This is a genomic window from Ferrovum myxofaciens (genome assembly GCF_000735045.1).
Classification (GTDB): domain Bacteria; phylum Pseudomonadota; class Gammaproteobacteria; order Burkholderiales; family Ferrovaceae; genus Ferrovum; species Ferrovum myxofaciens.
Genome location: NZ_JPOQ01000156.1, coordinates 1 through 16,648 on the forward strand (window position 1 = coordinate 1; position 16,648 = coordinate 16,648).

The 16,648-nt window shown below is 55.7% G+C and carries 18 protein-coding genes, 1 other RNA gene and 1 pseudogene; 13 read left to right on the forward strand and 7 right to left on the reverse strand.

The features are described 5' to 3' along the window. The 9 genes from IV91_RS18495 to IV91_RS0112095 all read left to right on the forward strand — a co-directional run. Positions 1–216: hypothetical protein (locus tag IV91_RS18495; RefSeq protein ID WP_035418032.1), on the forward strand; the 216-nt coding region annotated here is incomplete at its 5' end. Between the two features lie 65 nt (positions 217–281). After that, the gene (locus tag IV91_RS0112060) at positions 282–1,517 is read left to right on the forward strand and encodes a diguanylate cyclase (protein WP_031598750.1); all 1,236 of its coding nucleotides are present in this window, start codon (positions 282–284) and stop codon (positions 1,515–1,517) included. Beyond that, a complete protein-coding gene (queC, locus tag IV91_RS0112065; RefSeq protein WP_031598752.1) occupies positions 1,517–2,218 on the forward strand; it encodes a 7-cyano-7-deazaguanine synthase QueC in 702 nt (233 codons plus the stop codon). The genes IV91_RS0112060 and queC overlap by 1 nt, the downstream gene beginning before the upstream one ends. Then, positions 2,215–3,255, forward strand: a complete 1,041-nt coding sequence (locus tag IV91_RS0112070) for a 6-pyruvoyl trahydropterin synthase family protein (protein ID WP_051862670.1) — start codon at positions 2,215–2,217, stop codon at positions 3,253–3,255. The genes queC and IV91_RS0112070 overlap by 4 nt, the downstream gene beginning before the upstream one ends. Before the next feature lie 3 nt (positions 3,256–3,258). Further along, on the forward strand, positions 3,259–3,906 hold the full coding sequence (gene queE, locus IV91_RS0112075; RefSeq protein WP_031598755.1) for a 7-carboxy-7-deazaguanine synthase: 648 nt from the start codon (positions 3,259–3,261) through the stop codon (positions 3,904–3,906). A gap of 72 nt (positions 3,907–3,978) precedes the next feature. After that, a complete protein-coding gene (locus tag IV91_RS0112080) occupies positions 3,979–4,464 on the forward strand; it encodes an RNA pyrophosphohydrolase (RefSeq protein WP_031598756.1) in 486 nt (161 codons plus the stop codon). A gap of 78 nt (positions 4,465–4,542) precedes the next feature. Continuing rightward, a complete protein-coding gene (locus IV91_RS0112085; RefSeq protein WP_031598757.1) occupies positions 4,543–4,962 on the forward strand; it encodes a rubrerythrin family protein in 420 nt (139 codons plus the stop codon). A gap of 17 nt (positions 4,963–4,979) precedes the next feature. Further along, positions 4,980–6,311, forward strand: coding sequence for a (Fe-S)-binding protein (locus IV91_RS0112090; protein WP_031598760.1), 1,332 nt, complete (start codon positions 4,980–4,982; stop codon positions 6,309–6,311). A 1-nt stretch (position 6,312) separates the two neighbouring features. Next, the gene (locus IV91_RS0112095) at positions 6,313–6,897 is read left to right on the forward strand and encodes a DUF3501 family protein (RefSeq protein WP_150112484.1); all 585 of its coding nucleotides are present in this window, start codon (positions 6,313–6,315) and stop codon (positions 6,895–6,897) included. A 10-nt stretch (positions 6,898–6,907) separates the two neighbouring features. Here IV91_RS0112095 and rnpB read toward each other — a convergent pair. The 7 genes and pseudogenes from rnpB to flgA all read right to left on the reverse strand — a co-directional run bounded on the left by rnpB (position 6,908) and on the right by flgA (position 14,466). After that, positions 6,908–7,260: RNase P RNA component class A (rnpB, locus tag IV91_RS16930), an RNA gene on the reverse strand. 25 nt (positions 7,261–7,285) lie between these two features. Next, positions 7,286–8,317, reverse strand: a pseudogene (gene pyrC / locus IV91_RS19810) (dihydroorotase); the annotation flags it as partial. Further along, positions 8,314–10,143, reverse strand: coding sequence for a glutamine--fructose-6-phosphate transaminase (isomerizing) (gene glmS, locus IV91_RS0112105; protein ID WP_031598769.1), 1,830 nt, complete (start codon positions 10,141–10,143; stop codon positions 8,314–8,316). The gene glmS and the pseudogene pyrC, both read right to left, overlap by 4 nt. A gap of 71 nt (positions 10,144–10,214) precedes the next feature. Then, complete coding sequence (locus tag IV91_RS0112110; RefSeq protein WP_031598771.1) at positions 10,215–11,441, reverse strand: ATP-grasp domain-containing protein; 1,227 nt, start codon at positions 11,439–11,441, stop codon at positions 10,215–10,217. Further along, positions 11,438–12,895: a pyridoxal phosphate-dependent decarboxylase family protein gene (locus tag IV91_RS0112115; RefSeq protein ID WP_031598773.1), complete on the reverse strand. Its 1,458-nt coding sequence runs from the start codon at positions 12,893–12,895 to the stop codon at positions 11,438–11,440. Before IV91_RS0112115 ends, IV91_RS0112110 begins: the two co-directional genes overlap by 4 nt. Further along, the gene (locus IV91_RS0112120; RefSeq protein WP_035418034.1) at positions 12,892–13,734 is read right to left on the reverse strand and encodes an HDOD domain-containing protein; all 843 of its coding nucleotides are present in this window, start codon (positions 13,732–13,734) and stop codon (positions 12,892–12,894) included. The genes IV91_RS0112115 and IV91_RS0112120 overlap by 4 nt, the downstream gene beginning before the upstream one ends. A gap of 39 nt (positions 13,735–13,773) precedes the next feature. Further along, positions 13,774–14,466 (reverse strand): flagellar basal body P-ring formation chaperone FlgA, encoded by a 693-nt coding sequence (flgA, locus tag IV91_RS16005; protein ID WP_160171580.1) that lies wholly within the window; start codon positions 14,464–14,466, stop codon positions 13,774–13,776. A 129-nt stretch (positions 14,467–14,595) separates the two neighbouring features. Here flgA and flgB point away from each other — a divergent pair, with 129 nt between their 5' ends. From flgB to IV91_RS0112145, 4 genes are all read left to right on the forward strand, one after another. Further along, a complete protein-coding gene (gene flgB, locus IV91_RS0112130) occupies positions 14,596–15,000 on the forward strand; it encodes a flagellar basal body rod protein FlgB (protein WP_031598779.1) in 405 nt (134 codons plus the stop codon). Between the two features lie 11 nt (positions 15,001–15,011). Then, on the forward strand, positions 15,012–15,416 hold the full coding sequence (flgC, locus tag IV91_RS0112135) for a flagellar basal body rod protein FlgC (protein ID WP_031598782.1): 405 nt from the start codon (positions 15,012–15,014) through the stop codon (positions 15,414–15,416). 10 nt (positions 15,417–15,426) lie between these two features. Then, positions 15,427–16,143: a flagellar hook assembly protein FlgD gene (locus IV91_RS0112140; protein ID WP_031598784.1), complete on the forward strand. Its 717-nt coding sequence runs from the start codon at positions 15,427–15,429 to the stop codon at positions 16,141–16,143. 27 nt (positions 16,144–16,170) lie between these two features. Next, positions 16,171–16,648 (forward strand): flagellar hook-basal body complex protein (locus IV91_RS0112145; RefSeq protein ID WP_031598786.1); only part of this gene is annotated, 478 nt, incomplete at its 3' end.

The window sequence follows — 16,648 nt, forward strand, 5'->3', positions numbered from 1 at the left end:
GTTCGGGGGCGTTGGGGGCAACCGGTCCGGTTGGGGGAGGGGGGCGGCCAAGGGCCTGAGCGATGGGCTTTGCGTCTTTGTCTGGGCGCACGTCTTCTGTTTCCTTGGTTGGAAACGCTTTCCGACGAGGGGGTGACGCAAGCCCTGGATCAATGTCTGGAATTGCTTGATCGAACCGTGGTTGAAGCCGCACGTATTGGATCGAAAATTGGTTGAGAGAGTGAGGAATGTTTTACAATGTTTCTCCCTTCACAATGGTATATACACAGGAGTGAATCAGCATGCACGTTCTCCTCGCCGATGATTCGCGCGCGACTTCGCTACCGATTCAGCGGTTCATGGAACAGCAGGGTCACGAAGTGACCTATGTCCAGAATGGCCGCCTGGCTGTCGAGGCTTATCAGGCGCGGGTGCCCGATTTGGTCCTGATGGATGTGATCATGCCGGAAATGGATGGGGTGGAAGCAACCCGACGGATCAAGGCCATGACGGGGGCGCGCTGGGTTCCGGTCATGATCATGACTTCCTTGTCGGCCAAGGAGGAAATCGTGTCCACTCTGGATGCCGGGGCTGACGATTATCTCATCAAGCCTGTAGTGTTCGAAGTGCTGGAGGCACGCATGCGCTCCATGCAACGCATCGCCACCTTGCAGGACAGTCTTTTTGCCATTCTGGACAATGCCTTCGAAGCGATCATCACCACTGACGAGGCGGGTGTGGTGCAAAGTTATAATAAGTCGGCAGAAAAGATTTTTGGTTACCCCGCAACCCACATGGTGGGGAAAAAGGTGACTCGTCTGATCTCGGAAAGAGGGGGGGCCGTACCCCACCAATGGGGTGGGGTATCCACGGTACAGGGCGTGCAGGACGAACGGATTCTGGGCTTGAGGACGTCAGGAGAGGTTTTTCCTATGAGGGTTGCCTTGACGGAAGTGAAACGTCAGCAGGGTAACTTGATCATTGGTATGGTGCGGGATGTTTCGGAAGAAGAAGCGGCGCGGCAACGCATCGACTTTCTGGCGCTGCACGATTCCCTGACCGGTTTGCCCAACCGTCCCCATTTTCACGATGTCCATGGGCGTTTGCATGGGCAGGGCCGGACGTACAGTCTGTTTTTTCTGGATCTGGATGGTTTCAAGCCGATCAACGATACCCTGCATCATGAGGCCGGAGATCAGGCACTGGTGATCGTGGCCGGGCGCTTACGGGAAGTGGTGGGAAAAACAGGATTTGTGGCTCGTCTTGGGGGTGACGAATTTGTGGTCCTCTCCGCGGCCGCTTTGACCGAGGATGACTCTTTGAAATTAGGTGCCCGGTTGATTGAAGCGATTTCCCAACCCATGATTCTGAATCAACAGACCTGTCGTTTGGGGGCCAGCATAGGCGCGGCATTATTTCCGCTGCATGGCATGACCACCAATGAGTTGTTGCTGGCGGCAGATCGAGCCATGTATCAAGCCAAGCGTTCGGGCAAAGGAAAGACTTGTCTGGCCGAAGTGGTACGGGAACTCGCCTGATGGCAGGGCGAAACGCCGTCATTCTGCTGAGCGGGGGTTTGGATTCGGCCACCGTACTGGCGATGGCGCGCCAACAGGGCTTTGGGGTATACGCCATGAGTTTTGCCTATGGCCAACGTCATGCTCACGAATTGGACTGCGCCCGGCGTCTTGCCCTTCAACCCGGAGTGATCCACCATTCTGTGGTCAATATCGATCTGCGCGGGATAGGGGGATCGGCTCTGACGACCACTCAGGAGGTCCCCAAGGATCGCAATCTCGATCAGGAACAGGCCATTCCAGTGACCTATGTGCCCGCGCGGAATACTATTTTTCTGTCTTTTGCGCTGGCCTGGGCTGAGGTACTTGAGGTATCGGACCTGTTCATCGGGGTCAATGCGCTGGACTACAGCGGTTACCCGGACTGTCGTCCGGAATATCTGAGCGCTTTTGAAAGAATGGCTAATCTGGCAACTCGCCGGGCAGTTGAAGGGGCTCCACTGACTCTCCATGCGCCGCTTCTGAATCTGACCAAGGCCGACATCATACGGCAGGGTTTGGTCTTGGGTGTGGATTATGGGCTGACCACCAGTTGTTATGATCCGGGGCCTGAGGGGAAACCTTGCGGACATTGCGATGCCTGTTTGTTGCGGGCCCGTGGATTTGCCCAGGTGGGGGTGCCGGATCCTTTGATGGTGCGTTACGGGAGTGTCACGGCATGAAAGCAGAGGCAACCGAATCTGCGGGAGCGCGCCATGACTGGCAGGCCCGTGGGTTCGAGGCTTCCCGACGGGTGCCCGGAGCGGCGGACCTGCGTTTGCAAGGCCGTCATGGTCATAGTTTCCGGGTGGAAGTATGCCATCCGCTGCAGGGAGAGAGTAGTGGGGGACTGGGTGACCTGTTGAGCAACGTGGTGGAGCGACTGGATTACCAGGACCTTGATTTGCTTTTCTCCCAACGGCATGACGGGGAAATCTGGCATTGGATCGAAAAGCAACTGGATTTGGCTCCGGGCAGTCACGGATGTTTGGCATCGGGCCCCCGGCAAGGGGTGGTGCGTGATACCGCAGGACGGTTGCATGGATGGATGCGCGATCGTTTCGAGTCGGCGCATTTTCTTCCCAATGTGCCCGCTGGACATAAATGCGGACGTCTGCATGGACATGGATTCGAGGCTGTGTTGTTTTTTCCCTGGGAAGAAGGTCAGGTCATGCAGTTAAAAACCCAGTGGGCCAGGTTGCATGCCCAGTTGCATGGACAGTGTCTGAATGAACTGAGGGGTCTGGATATTCCCACCTCTGAAATTCTGGCCAGTTGGATCTGGTCCCGCTTGCAAGCCCAGGGACAGGTATTGACTCAAGTCACGGTGTATGAAACCGCTTCCAGCGGTAGTTCTTTTGATGGTACCCGTTATCGCATCTGGAAGGAACAAAGTTTCGACAGTGCCCTGCGCTCTCCTGAGGGGGGGCTGTGGGGGCATACCTATCGCTTGCGCTTGGGACTTTCTGCTCCTCTGGACGAGATGATGGGCTGGACCCAGGATTTTGGAGAAGTCAAACGCCTGTTTGACCCCCTGTATCGTGAGTTGGATCACCAACCCCTGCATGACAAGGTTCCGGCAGGAACCACCCTGGCTTTGCTCGACTGGATCGTGGCGCGTACCCGTCCCTTGCTGCCCGCCCTGGATAGACTGGATCTGTATGACACCCCGGGTTCAGGAAAGGTCTGGACTTTGCCCATTCACGGCCCTCTTCGATAAATCATGACTTACAGTGTCAAGGAGATATTCCTGACTCTTCAGGGAGAAGGTTGCCATACGGGACGCGCAGCTGTTTTTTGCCGTTTTTCCGGTTGCAATTTGTGGAGTGGTCGCGCAGAGGATCGTGCTCAGGCCCGTTGCAGATTTTGTGATACGGATTTTCTGGGAACGGAGGGCGCAGGCGGGGGGAAGTTTGATTCTGCTCCTGCCTTGGCCCATGCGATCGAGCGCTGCTGGCAGGATGGCATGGCGGGGGAGGACAGCATGCGACGCTGGGTGGTATTGACGGGAGGGGAACCCCTGTTGCAGGTGGATGAAGATTTGGTTGGTGCATTGCATGAACGGGGATTTGGGGTGGCAGTGGAAACCAACGGAACGATACCGCCTCCCCCGGGAATCGACTGGATCTGTGTCAGTCCCAAGGGTAAGGAACCTTTGCAAGTGCATAGGGGAGATGAATTGAAGTTGGTGTACCCTCAGGCCGATTGCCCGCCGGAACGGTTCGTGACGTTGAATTTCCATCATTTTCTGCTGCAACCGCTGGATGAGGGGGGGGATCGGCGTCATGAACCGGCCACCGTGTCTTATTGTCGTTCCCATCCGCGCTGGCAACTTTCCCTGCAGATCCATAAATGGTTGGGCATCCCCTGATGAACTACTCTCCCTAAGCCGAGGCGCAAAACGGATAGAATAGCACTTTGAGATTTGCCAGTTGGGGGACGCATGATCGATCGGGAAGGTTACCGACCCAATGTCGGAATTATTCTATGTAATGAACATAATGAGGTTTTCTGGGCTAAACGGGTACGCCAGCAAGCCTGGCAGTTTCCTCAGGGAGGGATTCAGGCGGGGGAAACCCCCGAACAGGCCATGTATCGTGAGTTGGCGGAAGAAACGGGATTGTTGCCCCGGCATGTCCGGATTCTGGGGCGTACCCGCGACTGGCTGCGTTACGATGTCCCTTCCCAATGGTTGCGACGGGACTGGCGCAGTCATTACCGGGGTCAGAAACAAATTTGGTTTCTGCTGCGCATGGTGGGCAACGATTCGGATGTTTCTCTGGCAACTACAGAGCAGCCCGAATTTGATGATTGGCGTTGGAATACCTATTGGATCCCCATGGAAAGCGTGGTGGAGTTCAAGCGTACGGTATATCAGACTGCGCTCGAGGAATTGGCTTCGTTTCTCGAGTTGTCACGAAGGGATTGACAAGCATTCTGTACTGACCTATAGTTTCCGAAGGTTTAGATCGATTCTAATTTAATTTCTCACCCAAGGAGCAAGACCATGAAACTGGCAGGTACTCAAACCCATGAAAATCTGAAAGCAGCTTTTGCCGGAGAATCCCAGGCCAACCGACGCTATCTGTATTTTGCAGCCAAGGCTGATATCGAAGGGCAAAATGATGTGGCTGCCGTCTTCCGTTCCACGGCCGAGGGTGAGACAGGGCATGCCCATGGTCATCTGGAGTATATGGAAGCAGTGGGGGATCCGGCCACTGGACTGCCTATCGGTTCCAGTCGCCAGAATTTGAAGGCCGCCATTGAAGGGGAAACCCACGAGTACACAGACATGTATCCTGGCATGGCTAAAGTGGCTAGAGAGGAAGGGTTTGACGAAATTGCCGACTGGTTTGAAACGCTGGCTAAGGCGGAACGCTCCCATGCCAATCGTTTCAGTCAGGCCTTGAACAATCTGGCGGACTAACCCGGAAAGGAAGACACATGACTGGCGAAGGCAATCTGGAAGCGCCCATTCGACATCCGGTGCCCTGGAAGAGTGCGGATTTCTGGGACAGGGCGCAGGCCGAAGGGGAGATGACACGCATCTATGACATTTGTCAGGGGTGTCGGCGTTGTTTCAGTTTGTGTCAGGCGTTTCCGTTGTTATTCGATGCCGTGGATGCCACACCTTCGGGAAAGGTCGAGGAGGTTGCAAAAAAAGTCTTGTGGGATGTGGTGGATCACTGTTATCTCTGTGATCTGTGTTACATGACCAAGTGCCCCTATACGCCTCCTCATCCTTTCAATCTGGATTTTCCTCATACCATGCTGCGGGCCAAGGCCATTCAGTTCCGTGCAGGTAAAACCCGATGGCGCGATAAACTGTTGGCCAGTACGGATACCCTGGGTAAACTGGCAACGATTCCTATCGTGGTGAATGTGGTGAATGCGGTCAACCGACCTGGTTTCACCCGTACGGTGATGCATCATACCCTGGGGATTCATCGGGATCGGCTTTTGCCCGCTTACGCTTCCCCACCCCTACGTCAGCGTGTTGTCCCCAACGAAAGTTTTACTCCCCGACCGGGCGCGCATACCCCCGGAAAAGTGGCGTTGTTTGCCACTTGTTATGCCAATTTCAATGAGCCGGGCATTGGTTTGGACCTGCTTAAAATTCTTGAGCATAATGAGGTTCCTGTCCGATGGGTGGCACAGGAAAAATGTTGTGGCATGCCTCGACTGGAATTGGGGGATTTGGATGGGGTTGAAATCCTGAAGAATCAGAATATTCCTGTTCTGGATGCGCTGGTGCAGGCGGGTTATGCTTTGCTGGCACCGGTTCCTTCCTGTGTGCTGATGTTCAAGCAGGAATTGCCTCTGTTGTTTCCCGAGGATGAAGCGGTGGCGCGGGTGGCCCAGGCTTTTTTTGATCCCTTTGAATATTTCATGGCCCGTCATGGAGAGGGATTGTGGAAAACGGATTTCTCCCAGGCCCTGGGGCGGGTGTCCTACCATGTGCCGTGTCACCTGCGGGTCCAGAACATCGGATTGCGTACCCGGGATCTCTTGCAGATGATTCCAGGGACTACGGTAACCACGGTGGAACGCTGTTCTGGTCATGATGGAACCTGGGGAGTCAAGGTGGAGTATTTCGAGGACTCCATGAAAATCGGCAAACCGGTATTCAACCGCATGAAGGAGGCCAAACCGGAGGTGGTGGTGTCGGATTGTCCCATTGCGACCCGGCATATCGTTCAGGGTATGGGTGAGGCAGTGGCACAGGCCCATCCTTTGACCTTGGTGCGCCGTGCTTATGGATTACCGGAGGAGTGATATGTCACTGACCCTTGACGATTTATGGTCGCTGGAATCCTACGCCCGGCAACGTCCGGAGTTTCGGGCGCGGGTCATGGCCCATAAGAAACAGCGCACCGTCCATGTGGGGAAACATTTGACCCTGTTATTTGAAGATCGCCTGACGATTCAATACCAGATACAGGAAATGTTGCGCATTGAAAAGATATTTGAACCCGAGTCCATTCGGGAGGAATTGGCCTCCTATGTTTCTCTGATTCCCGATGGCGATAACTGGAAGGCCACCCTCCTGATTGAATATTCCGAAGTCACCGAACGAAAGCGTATGCTGACACGTCTCAAGGGAATCGAACGCGCTCTGTGGTTGCAAGTGGAGGGGTTTGAACCGGTGTTTCCTGTGGCGGATGAAGACATGGAGCGAGAAACTGCTGAGAAAACTTCGGCGGTGCATTTTCTGCGCTACACCCTTTCCCCTTCCCAGCGCGAGGCGGTACGGAGTGGGGCAGCGTTGACGGTGGGCGTGAATCACCCTGAATATCCGGTGATTCGTTTTGTCCTGGAGGAATCCGTGCGTCACTCCCTCAGTTCCGATATTACCGCCTGAACAAAAGAGGGGGGGAAGTTGATCTGTAAGCCGGGTTCTGTCTAGGACAGTCATTCCTCTAGGCCGCCAGTTACCTGACGGCTCCAGCAACCTACCCGGAAGCGGCGCGAGCCACGCCAATGCTTCCCTATTTGGTCTTGCTCCGGATGGGGTTTAACTTGCCGTCAGCGTTGCCGCCTCCGCGGTGCGCTCTTACCGCACCTTTTCACCCTTGCCGTCATCCTTCCAGATGCTTGGGCGGTTTAAGTCTCTGTATCACTTTCCATGGCCTCGCGACCTCCGGCCGTTAGCCGGCATCCTGCTCTGTGGAGCCCGGACTTTCCTCCCCGGAACGAATTCCGCGGCGACTGTCCAACCAACTTCCCTGATCCATTCTACCAGAGGGAAGCACCTGCCAGTCCAGAATTTCTCCTGCGCCCAGGGGAACCAGGGTTTGGTTTTCAAAGTCTTGGGTAAGAGGCGCCGTCCAGGGTTGACGAATCAGTGTCACCGTTTCGGAGTTACGGGGTACACGGTAAAAATCGGCCCCAAAATGACTGGCGAAACCCTCCAACTTGTCCAATGCCCCCAGGGCATCGAATACTTGTGCATAAAACGGCAACGCTACCGGTGCACTATAGATACCGGCACAACCGCAGGCGGTTTCCTTGTTCTGCCGGTCATGGGGCGCGCTGTCGGTACCCAGAAAGAAACGGGGATGTCCCTTTGCCACAATGGCGCATAACGCCTGGCGATGCTCCTCCCGCTTGAGTACCGGCAAACAGTAGTAATGAGGCCGGATTCCGCCTTGAAACAGCGCGTTTCGGTTATAGAGCAAATGCTGGGGAGTCACCGTTGCCGCCACCCCGGCACCTGCCTGTCGAACAAAATCCACGGCAGCCTCCGTGGTGATGTGTTCAAAAACCACGCGCAAATCCGGAAAACGTTCCAGCAAAGGGATCAACTCTCGCTGGATGAATACGGCCTCACGGTCAAAAACATCTATGCCAGGGTCGGTCACTTCACCATGGACTTGCAGCGGCATCCCGGTTTCTGCCAAAGCCTTCAACACCCCCTCACAACGCATCAGGTCGCGCACTCCCGCTTCTGAATGGGTTGTGGCTCCCTGGGGATAGTACTTGAAGCCCACCACGAATCCACTGGCTTGCGCATCTTCCACTTCATGAGGGGTCGTCGATTCTGTCAGATACAGGGAAAGCAAAGGTGTACACCCCGCCTCCTCCGGCACAGCCGCCAGAATGCGCTCCCGATAAGCCCGCGCCTGCACCACTGTGGTCACCGGAGGTTTGAGGTTGGGCATGGCCATGATGCGCCCAAATACCCGCGCCGAAGGTGGAACCACCGCACGCAGGGTCGCTCCATCGCGCAGATGCAGGTGCCAGTCGTCTGGCCGGGTCAAGGTCAACGTTTCCCTCTTCATTCCACCGTCACGCTCTTGGCCAAATTGCGGGGTTTGTCCACATCGGCTCCGCGCAGGCACGCGGTATGGTAGGCCAGCAATTGCAGGGGCACCACGTGGACCACCGGACTCAGGATCCCCTCATGGTCCGGAAGCCGAATCACATGAATCCCCTCGGAAGGAGAAAAATGACTGTCATTGTCCGCCAGCACATACAATTCCCCCCCCCGCGCGCGTACCTCCTGCAGGTTGGACTTGAGTTTCTCGAGCAGATCATCGTTGGGTGCCACGGCCACCACCGGCATTTCTGCATCCACCAAGGCCAGCGGTCCATGCTTGAGTTCTCCGGCTGCATAGGCTTCGGCATGGATGTAGGAAATTTCCTTGAGTTTGAGTGATCCTTCCAGAGCGATGGGGTAATGGGCCCCTCGACCCAGAAAGAGGGCATGCTGCTTGCGGCAGAAACGTTCGGCCCAGAGCCGCAACTGAGGTTCCAGATTCAACACATGCTGCACTTTGTTGGGCAAGCGCCGCAAAGCATCGAAATACGCCGCCTCAGCCCCTTCAGTCAATACCTGGCGCGTCTTGGCCAAGGTCACCGCCAGAGCAAAAAGCGCCACCAATTGCGTCGTGAAGGCTTTGGTGGAAGCCACCCCAATTTCCATACCGGCACGGGTCAGGAATGACAACGTCGACTGGCGTACCAACGAACTTTCCGGTACGTTGCAAATGGCCAGGGAATGGTGCATTCCGAGGGATTGGGCATGTTTCAGGGCAGCCAGGGTGTCCGCCGTTTCTCCCGACTGAGAAATGGTAATCACCAAGGTCTCCGGATCTGGCACTGAAGTCCGGTAGCGATATTCGCTGGCGATTTCCGCCCGACAGGGCATGCGCGCAATGGCCTCCACCCAGTAACACGCCACCAGGGCCGCATGATAACTGGTGCCACAGGCCAATAACAGAACATTCCGCACATCAGAAAAACACGCCTGAGCGCCCACGCCAAAGAGGTCGGGCGTGAATCCCCGAGCCAGAATCGGTTCCACCGTATCCGTCAGGGCGCGGGGTTGTTCCGCAATCTCCTTTTGCATGTAGTGATCGTAAAGCCCCAATTCGGCAGTTTCAGGCGAAAGATGGCTGATGCGTTCCTGACGATTCAGCGGTTCTCCCTGCAGTGTCATCACACGATAACCGGCGGGGGTGATTTCCACCACATCTCCGTCCTCCAGATAAAGCATGCGCCGGGTGTGAGCGATCAAAGCCGCTGCATCGGAGGCAAGAAATGTTTCTTCCTCACCGAGACCGAGCAATAGAGGACTTCCCTTGCGCGCTGCCAACAGAAGATCGGGATAAGACCGAGAAATCAGGGCAATGGAATAAGCTCCTTCCAATTGCCCAAGGGCAGTACGGAAAGCTCGTCCAAGGTCGGGCTCCTGGCGCCCATGGAAATGCACCAGATGTGCAATCACCTCCGTATCGGTATCAGATTCGAAAATATAATTTTGTGCTTGCAGAAATTGGCGCAGAAATTCGTGGTTTTCTATGATGCCGTTATGCACCACCACCATCTCGTTACTACTTTGGTGAGGATGGGCATTCCGGACACTGGGAACGCCATGGGTGGCCCAGCGGGTATGCGCAATGCCCAGAGTGCCCGTCAGTCCTGTGGCCGCCACTTCCCGTGCCAACTCGCTGACTCGACCCGTACTACGCACCCGCTTCAATTGACCCGAATCCAGTACAGCCACGCCCGCCGAATCATAACCCCGGTATTCCAGGCGTTTGAGTCCATCGATCAATATCGGTACGATGTCTCGGCGTGCCAATGCTCCCACGATGCCACACATAAACTTACTCCAATTTTGGCGAATTCAAGGCATTATGGGTGCATCGCGCCACGCTGGCAACTGTCCCCGGTTCAAACCGGTACAGCACTGGGCAGGCCTGGGGCAGCATGGCGAGCGTCTTCGAGCATCTGGCGAAAAGCCTGCAATACTTTCTGTAGGGCGGGTCGCTTATAGGGAAAGAGTTCCACGGGATCCATGCCATGGACTACGGCACTACTGTCCGCTTCAAAAATCAATAATCGTCCATCCTGCAATTCGGCACAATCCAATACCACGTAGTCCAAACCCAGTGCGCGCTGCACCTGAGCCAGAGAATTAGCCTGACGTCGGGCAAAGTCAGATTCAAAGTGTTCCATGAAGTGAGCTTCTTCTTCCCTTTTTTGCGCGGAATCCTCCATCCCTCCATTCAGGTAATGAACCATCCAATGGTCAGAAATGGCTAGGTGGCTGGCAAAGGGAACACCCCGCACCAAAGCAATCCGGTATTTCCGGAATAAACCATCAGAACTACGGTAATCCACGAAAGGAGAAACAAAAAACACCCCTTCTTCATTCTGTGCCAGGTAGTCCCGCCAGCCTTCCATCCCGTCGATCTTCATGAGCCCTGTGCCTGCATGAGAATCCACGGGGCGTACAATCACCGGATAGACTCCCCCCCCTTCCCGGGCAAAGGCATGCTCCTCCCTTGCCCACGTTTCCAGTGTGGATCGCTCCACCCGTTGCGCCATGGGAGCGACCACTTCAGGTATTCCCGCCAGGGTCAGAGCCACCCCATCCCGGGTCAGTCCGGCGATCCGCGCCGGGTGATTCAGTACGGGTCGGGGCCAATGCACCAGAGCCAGTCCCAGGGCCTGGAGCAAGGGAAGCGTTTGTTCGGATTCTCCCACTGCCACCATGGCCACATCGTGTTCCGGTATCTGCGATGGGAAAAGCAGTTCGGGAGAAATGAATAACTGATGTAACTCGATGTCTGAATCCTCCACCAAAAATTCCAGTGGCGTATTGGCATTCAATTCTCCCGGAACCATCAAGGCCAACAAGCGCAGGGCCGGAGCCCGGGCTGCGGGTAACACATAGGTCTGCCGTTGGCGCAATGCCTGCATCTGCACCTCCCGCGCCATTTCGTGGAACCCCCTCAGATGCAGGAGAATAGCCAGATCCAGAAAAACTTCCGGCCCCCCCTCATGGGGCGGGAGAGAGGTGCGTTTGATCAGTTCCTGCCCCAGTTCCGTCAGATCTTCTCCGTGGTAGGTGCGCGTCATCAACTGTGCCAAACCATGATACGTGACTGGATTCATGACAATTGAATTCTCCCTGTTGAAAAACGTTGTCCCAAATGAAGCACGGCGCAGATCAATGCCTCCAGATCCCGTGCCCGGGTTCGATGATTCACCAGCGCCAACCGCAGGACGCGCTGCCCGCGCACCAGCGTCATCGAGGGAACGGCAATTCCAGATTCCTGAAGGGCAATGGCAATCTGCGCATTCAATGCGTCCACCTGTGCGGGTTCTGCCCGATAACGAAAGCAGACGATGTTGAGAGTGACGGGCGCCATCAACTCAAGAGAGGCTTCCTGGCTCACTTTTTCTGCCACGAAACGAGCCAATGCACAGGTGTGGGCCATCATGGCCCCCAACCGCTCGGTTCCGTACCGACACACGGTCATCCAGGTTTTGAGCGCACGGAACCCGCGCGACAGATCGGGGCCCAGATCGCAGGGCCAATCCTCTCCTGCGGCCGTTCCCCGTTCCTCACGAGCCAGATAACGGGCAGACGAAGAGAAGGTTTGGCGTTGTAGCGAACCCTCGCGTATTAATAAAAACCCGGCGTCGTAGGGCACTTGCCCCCACTTGTGAAAATCGAAGGCCAGAGAATCTGCCTGTTCGATCCCCTGGAACAGAGGAGCCAACTCGGCACTCCAACAGCCCAGCGCACCCAATGCTCCATCCACATGAAACCATAGAGACTGTGTCCGGCACAGAACAGCAAGGGCTGCCAGATCATCGATGGCCCCGGTGTCCACGGTGCCGGCGGAACCCACCACCATGAAAGGAGTCAACCCTGCCTGACGGTCTTCCCCGATTTGAACCTGGAGCGCTGCAACATCCATCCGCCCGGATTCATCCAGGGCAACCAGATGCAGGGATTTTTTCCCCAGCCCACTCAAATCCAGTGCCTTGTGCAGAGAACCATGTACCGTCGATGCCGCGTAGACCCTCAAGGTATGCGCCCCCACCCCCTCCTGACGAACCCTTTCCCCCCATCGGGCGACTCGTGCCACCCACAGGGCCATCAGAGTACCCTGGGAGGTTCCTGTGGTGAATATCCCTTGCGCCGTCTCAGGAAAGCGAAACCATGCCCGCACCCAGCGCAGGATTTGTTGTTCCACCGCCACGGGAATCTGATCACGACCGCCCAGATTGGCGTTCAATCCCCCCGCCAACATTTCAGCCAACATGCCCACCACCGTCCCGCCACCATGGACCCATCCCATGAACCCAGGGTGCGCATTTCCTACTGCATAGGGAAGGATATCCTTCATGAACCGTTGATGGATCTCCTCCAGAGACTGTCCTCCACCGGGGGAGTTTTCCTGGAAAGAGTGGCGCACGGAATCCGGGATGGGCTGCCACACAGGTCGTTCCGTCAAGTTCTGCATATAGTCCAGAAGATCATCGAGCATGGCATGGGCCTGATGCCGTTCACTTTCCCAATCTTCGGGATCCAAATTTGACCGGGGGAATTCCGTCATAAAGACCGATTGAACCTTTCCGTTTCGTGCGGGACCACCCAGCGCCGTACCTCCAGGGGCGTCATGCGCAATAACTGACCGATGTCGTTGTAATCGTCAGGCAAGGCTGCATCATCCCACCCGTTGTCGGAATGACGGGCCAGATTGACCGCCAAAGTCACATTGCGCACTCTGGACGAAGTCGCCTGCGCATCTTCCATCAACATGACCAGTAATTGGGGCAATCCCCATCGAATCACCAGTTCATGCTGCAACGCATGTACGGTAAACCCCAGCACCTCTTCCTGAATGTTCTGACTGCGCAAGGTGCTATCCATCTGCTGGGCCTCGCGAATTTTGAGCATGGGCAGAGGCGCAAAAATCCATAACAACATTTCCGCCAAATCATGCAGCAGGGTAGCCACATATACTTCACCGAAACGCCGATCATTGAGACGAATGGCCCACTCCCGTGCATAATCTGCCGCCCGTTCGGCGCGCCTTTCCACACGCTGCAGATTGGTCAGCGCTGCGGGATGCTCGTTCAATTGGTCCTCAATAGAACCCAGTCCTCCCATGACCTTTTGATAGAAAGCGTCCAGGCCCAATACCAGGATCGCCTGTTCCACCTCGATGATTTCGGTTTCCTGGTGGCGGGACCGATGATTCTGTAAATAGCGTAACACATGGGCCATCAGAAGGGGATCACGCAAAACGATGCGCGCCACGGTCAGTACCGAAAGTTGCTCCTCGTCGAAGCGCAGCATCTCCAGATCTGCCAGACTGTTTCGGGATACCGGCAATATTGAAGTCTCCAGAAAAGAGACCCATTGGGATAATGTTTTGAATTCCTCGGTCATCTTTGTACCCTCCGAACCATGGATAGCCAGGCCCCTTGATCAGTTTCCCGGATTCACACGGACCATGCCGTTTTCCTGGGCAGTCCCGCTGAGCATTTTTCCGGTAACCGTACGCACCTGCACATTCTGACCCAATGCCGCATTGTTCAGTGCCTGCCCATCCGTACTGATCTTGAAACCATCCCCCACCACCTGGACTTGAACCGTCTGGCCTTGCTGGACTACGTAGGCCTCGCGCATCATATCCTCCCTCAGAACCTGTCCTGCATTCAGTCCCTGGCGTAAAACCTTGCCAGTCAAATCGGTCTGTCGAGTCACCGCCCCAGAATGATCCAGTACCCCATGCCGAATTTCAAAATCCGTTTCATTCAAGGGAGTATCCCGCATCAAGGGGTGACGGGCCACGTAGTAGTCAGCGGTCAGAATCACCCGCACAGGCACCATCCGACTCCACACACTGCCATCGGTTTCGTTGGCACACCGCAAAGCCACCATGAAACGTCCCTCTGGTCGAACCCCGGGGGGAAGAGACAACTGCGGGGAGGGACAGTGTTCCGGCCACTGGCCGTAGGTAGGATGTTCCACCACCACGGAAAGTTCCCCCTGATTCCCAGCCCATTGACTTTCAACAAAGTGCCGTATGGCCACCACCAGCGTTTCCGCCGTGTCTGCCCAACTCTGCCCAGTCACCAACACGAGGCTCAACAACCCCATCCTCATCCATTTTGCCATTACGCCTCCCGCCCTTGAAACCATGAAAAAGGGGCATAACCTCCTTTTAATCTTCCCTTAACGGATATTCCCAAAGGAATACCATGATCACTGGAAATCCTTGGCATATTATGGGACAGGAAACTCGTGATGGCTACCGCCCTCGATCGCACGTTGCAATTTCAGCAGAGCGCCCTGCATGTTCAGGAAACGCGTCAGGAGTTGATCGCGTCGAACATTGCCAATGCAGACACCCCCGGTTACCTGGCCCGTGACATCGATTTCCGGGAAGCGCTGGCCACTGCCTTGCAGCAGGGGAAGACCCCGCCTTTGTCGCTGAACACTCCCTCCCCCGATCATCTGGGCGCCAGTACGGGAGAAAATGCGGCAGGTTCACCGCTTCTGTACCGTGCCACGGTTCAGCCCAGTGCGGACGGAAACACCGTCAACCTGGATGTCGAACGCGCTCAATATTCCGAAAGCGCTGTGCGCTACCAGGCCAGCCTCCGGTTTGGAACCCAGCAGATCCGGGATATCCTGAGCGTTCTGAATTGAGGTAAATGACCATGTCCCTCTTCGATGTTCTGAGCATTTCCAGTTCGGCACTGACAGCCCAGTCAGAGCGCCTCAATGTGGTGGCCAGCAATCTTGCCAATGCAGACAGTGCGACGGGCGCCGATGGCCAACCCTACCACGCCAAACAGGTTATCTTCAAAGCCATTCCCCTGAACCACCAGGGCGGCACTGCTGTACAGGTGGATCAGGTCATCAATGACCCTACCCCCATGAAAAAAATGTATGACCCAGGCAATCCGCTGGCTGACCCCCAGGGCTTTGTCACGATGCCCAATGTCAATGTCGTGGAGGAAATGGTCAACATGATTTCCTCTTCCCGGTCTTACCAGAACAACGTGGAAGTTCTGAATACGTCAAATACGTTGTTACTCAAAACACTCACTCTTGGTCCATAGGAGCCCCGCCATGACCACCGTCAACCCTACCAGTGCATTGATCGCCCAACTGAACCAATCCAACAGTTCTCTGGGAAATTCCAGTTCGACTTCTTCCAGCCAAGCCTTGGGCAGTGTAACCAACACGAGCGCAGCGGCCATGCAAAACAATTTCATGACTCTGCTGATCACCCAATTACAAAACCAGAACCCCATGAATCCCATGGACAGTGGGCAAATGACCTCCCAATTGGCCCAGATCAGCACGGTGAGCGGCATCAGTCAGTTGAATAAAACCCTGACTGCGCTCAATACCAGCCTCTCTGGAAGTCAGTCCATGGCTGCCGCCACCAGCCTGATCGGACATAACGTTCTGGTTCCGGGCAATACTCTCCAGTTGACCTCAGGCAGTCCCGCCAATGCGGGCGTAACACTTCCTCAAGCCGTCAGCAATCTGACCGTGGCCATCAAAAACAGTGCAGGAACCGTCCTGAACACCCTCAACCTGGGCGCTCAACCGGCGGGGGTCGTTCCCATCACCTGGAATGGATTGGACAAATCCGGCGCTCAGGTTCCCTCGGGGAACTATCAGATAGTCGCCACCGCCACTCAGGGGGGCGCTTCCGTCACCGCCACCCCCCTGTCTTCCGGCAAGGTGGGTTCAGTCACCATGGGCAGTCAGGGCGCTTCTCTCGATTTAGGTACCCTGGGCAGTTTCAACCTTTCGTCCGTCGCCTACATCCAGTAACTTCACTATCTCCAAGGAGCAACCACCATGGCTTTTCAACAAGGACTCAGCGGACTGGATGCCTCTGCCAGCCAATTGAATACAATTGGCAACAACATCGCCAATGCCAGCACGGTCGGATTCAAATCTTCCAACACACAGTTTTCCGATATCTTTGCCTCGGCCTTCAACAGTTCGAGCAGTACCGCCATTGGAATTGGAACCCAAGTGTCCAGAGTGTCCCAAAGTTTCACTCAAGGTAATATCCAGTCCACGGGAAATCCCCTGGATATGGCCATCAATGGTCAGGGTTTTTTTCGGATGAACAACAACGGGAACATCAGTTTCACCCGCAATGGCCAGTTTCAGCTGGATAAAAACGGGTATCTCGTGGACTCCAACGGGAATCAGTTGACCGGGTATCCTGCCACCTCCACAGGAACCATCATCGCGGCCACGCCGACCCCGATCCAGATTCCCACCGCCAATCTGGCGCCCACCCCCACCAATCAAGGCACCATAGGGG

Excerpts from the sequence above, each read along its gene's own strand:
- flgB (WP_031598779.1), top strand. The coding sequence starts at position 14,596 with ATGGCTACCGCCCTCGATCGCACGTTGCAATTTCAGCAGAGCGCCCTG.
- IV91_RS0112120 (WP_035418034.1), bottom strand. The coding sequence starts at position 13,734 with ATGACCGAGGAATTCAAAACATTATCCCAATGGGTCTCTTTTCTGGAG.
- IV91_RS0112080 (WP_031598756.1), top strand. The coding sequence starts at position 3,979 with ATGATCGATCGGGAAGGTTACCGACCCAATGTCGGAATTATTCTATGT.
- IV91_RS0112070 (WP_051862670.1), top strand. The coding sequence starts at position 2,215 with ATGAAAGCAGAGGCAACCGAATCTGCGGGAGCGCGCCATGACTGGCAG.
- glmS (WP_031598769.1), bottom strand. The coding sequence starts at position 10,143 with ATGTGTGGCATCGTGGGAGCATTGGCACGCCGAGACATCGTACCGATA.
- flgA (WP_160171580.1), bottom strand. The coding sequence starts at position 14,466 with ATGGCAAAATGGATGAGGATGGGGTTGTTGAGCCTCGTGTTGGTGACT.
- IV91_RS0112095 (WP_150112484.1), top strand. The coding sequence starts at position 6,313 with ATGTCACTGACCCTTGACGATTTATGGTCGCTGGAATCCTACGCCCGG.
- queE (WP_031598755.1), top strand. The coding sequence starts at position 3,259 with ATGACTTACAGTGTCAAGGAGATATTCCTGACTCTTCAGGGAGAAGGT.
- flgC (WP_031598782.1), top strand. The coding sequence starts at position 15,012 with ATGTCCCTCTTCGATGTTCTGAGCATTTCCAGTTCGGCACTGACAGCC.
- IV91_RS0112115 (WP_031598773.1), bottom strand. The coding sequence starts at position 12,895 with ATGACGGAATTCCCCCGGTCAAATTTGGATCCCGAAGATTGGGAAAGT.
- queC (WP_031598752.1), top strand. The coding sequence starts at position 1,517 with ATGGCAGGGCGAAACGCCGTCATTCTGCTGAGCGGGGGTTTGGATTCG.
- IV91_RS0112060 (WP_031598750.1), top strand. The coding sequence starts at position 282 with ATGCACGTTCTCCTCGCCGATGATTCGCGCGCGACTTCGCTACCGATT.
- IV91_RS0112140 (WP_031598784.1), top strand. The coding sequence starts at position 15,427 with ATGACCACCGTCAACCCTACCAGTGCATTGATCGCCCAACTGAACCAA.
- IV91_RS0112085 (WP_031598757.1), top strand. The coding sequence starts at position 4,543 with ATGAAACTGGCAGGTACTCAAACCCATGAAAATCTGAAAGCAGCTTTT.
- IV91_RS0112090 (WP_031598760.1), top strand. The coding sequence starts at position 4,980 with ATGACTGGCGAAGGCAATCTGGAAGCGCCCATTCGACATCCGGTGCCC.
- IV91_RS0112110 (WP_031598771.1), bottom strand. The coding sequence starts at position 11,441 with ATGAATCCAGTCACGTATCATGGTTTGGCACAGTTGATGACGCGCACC.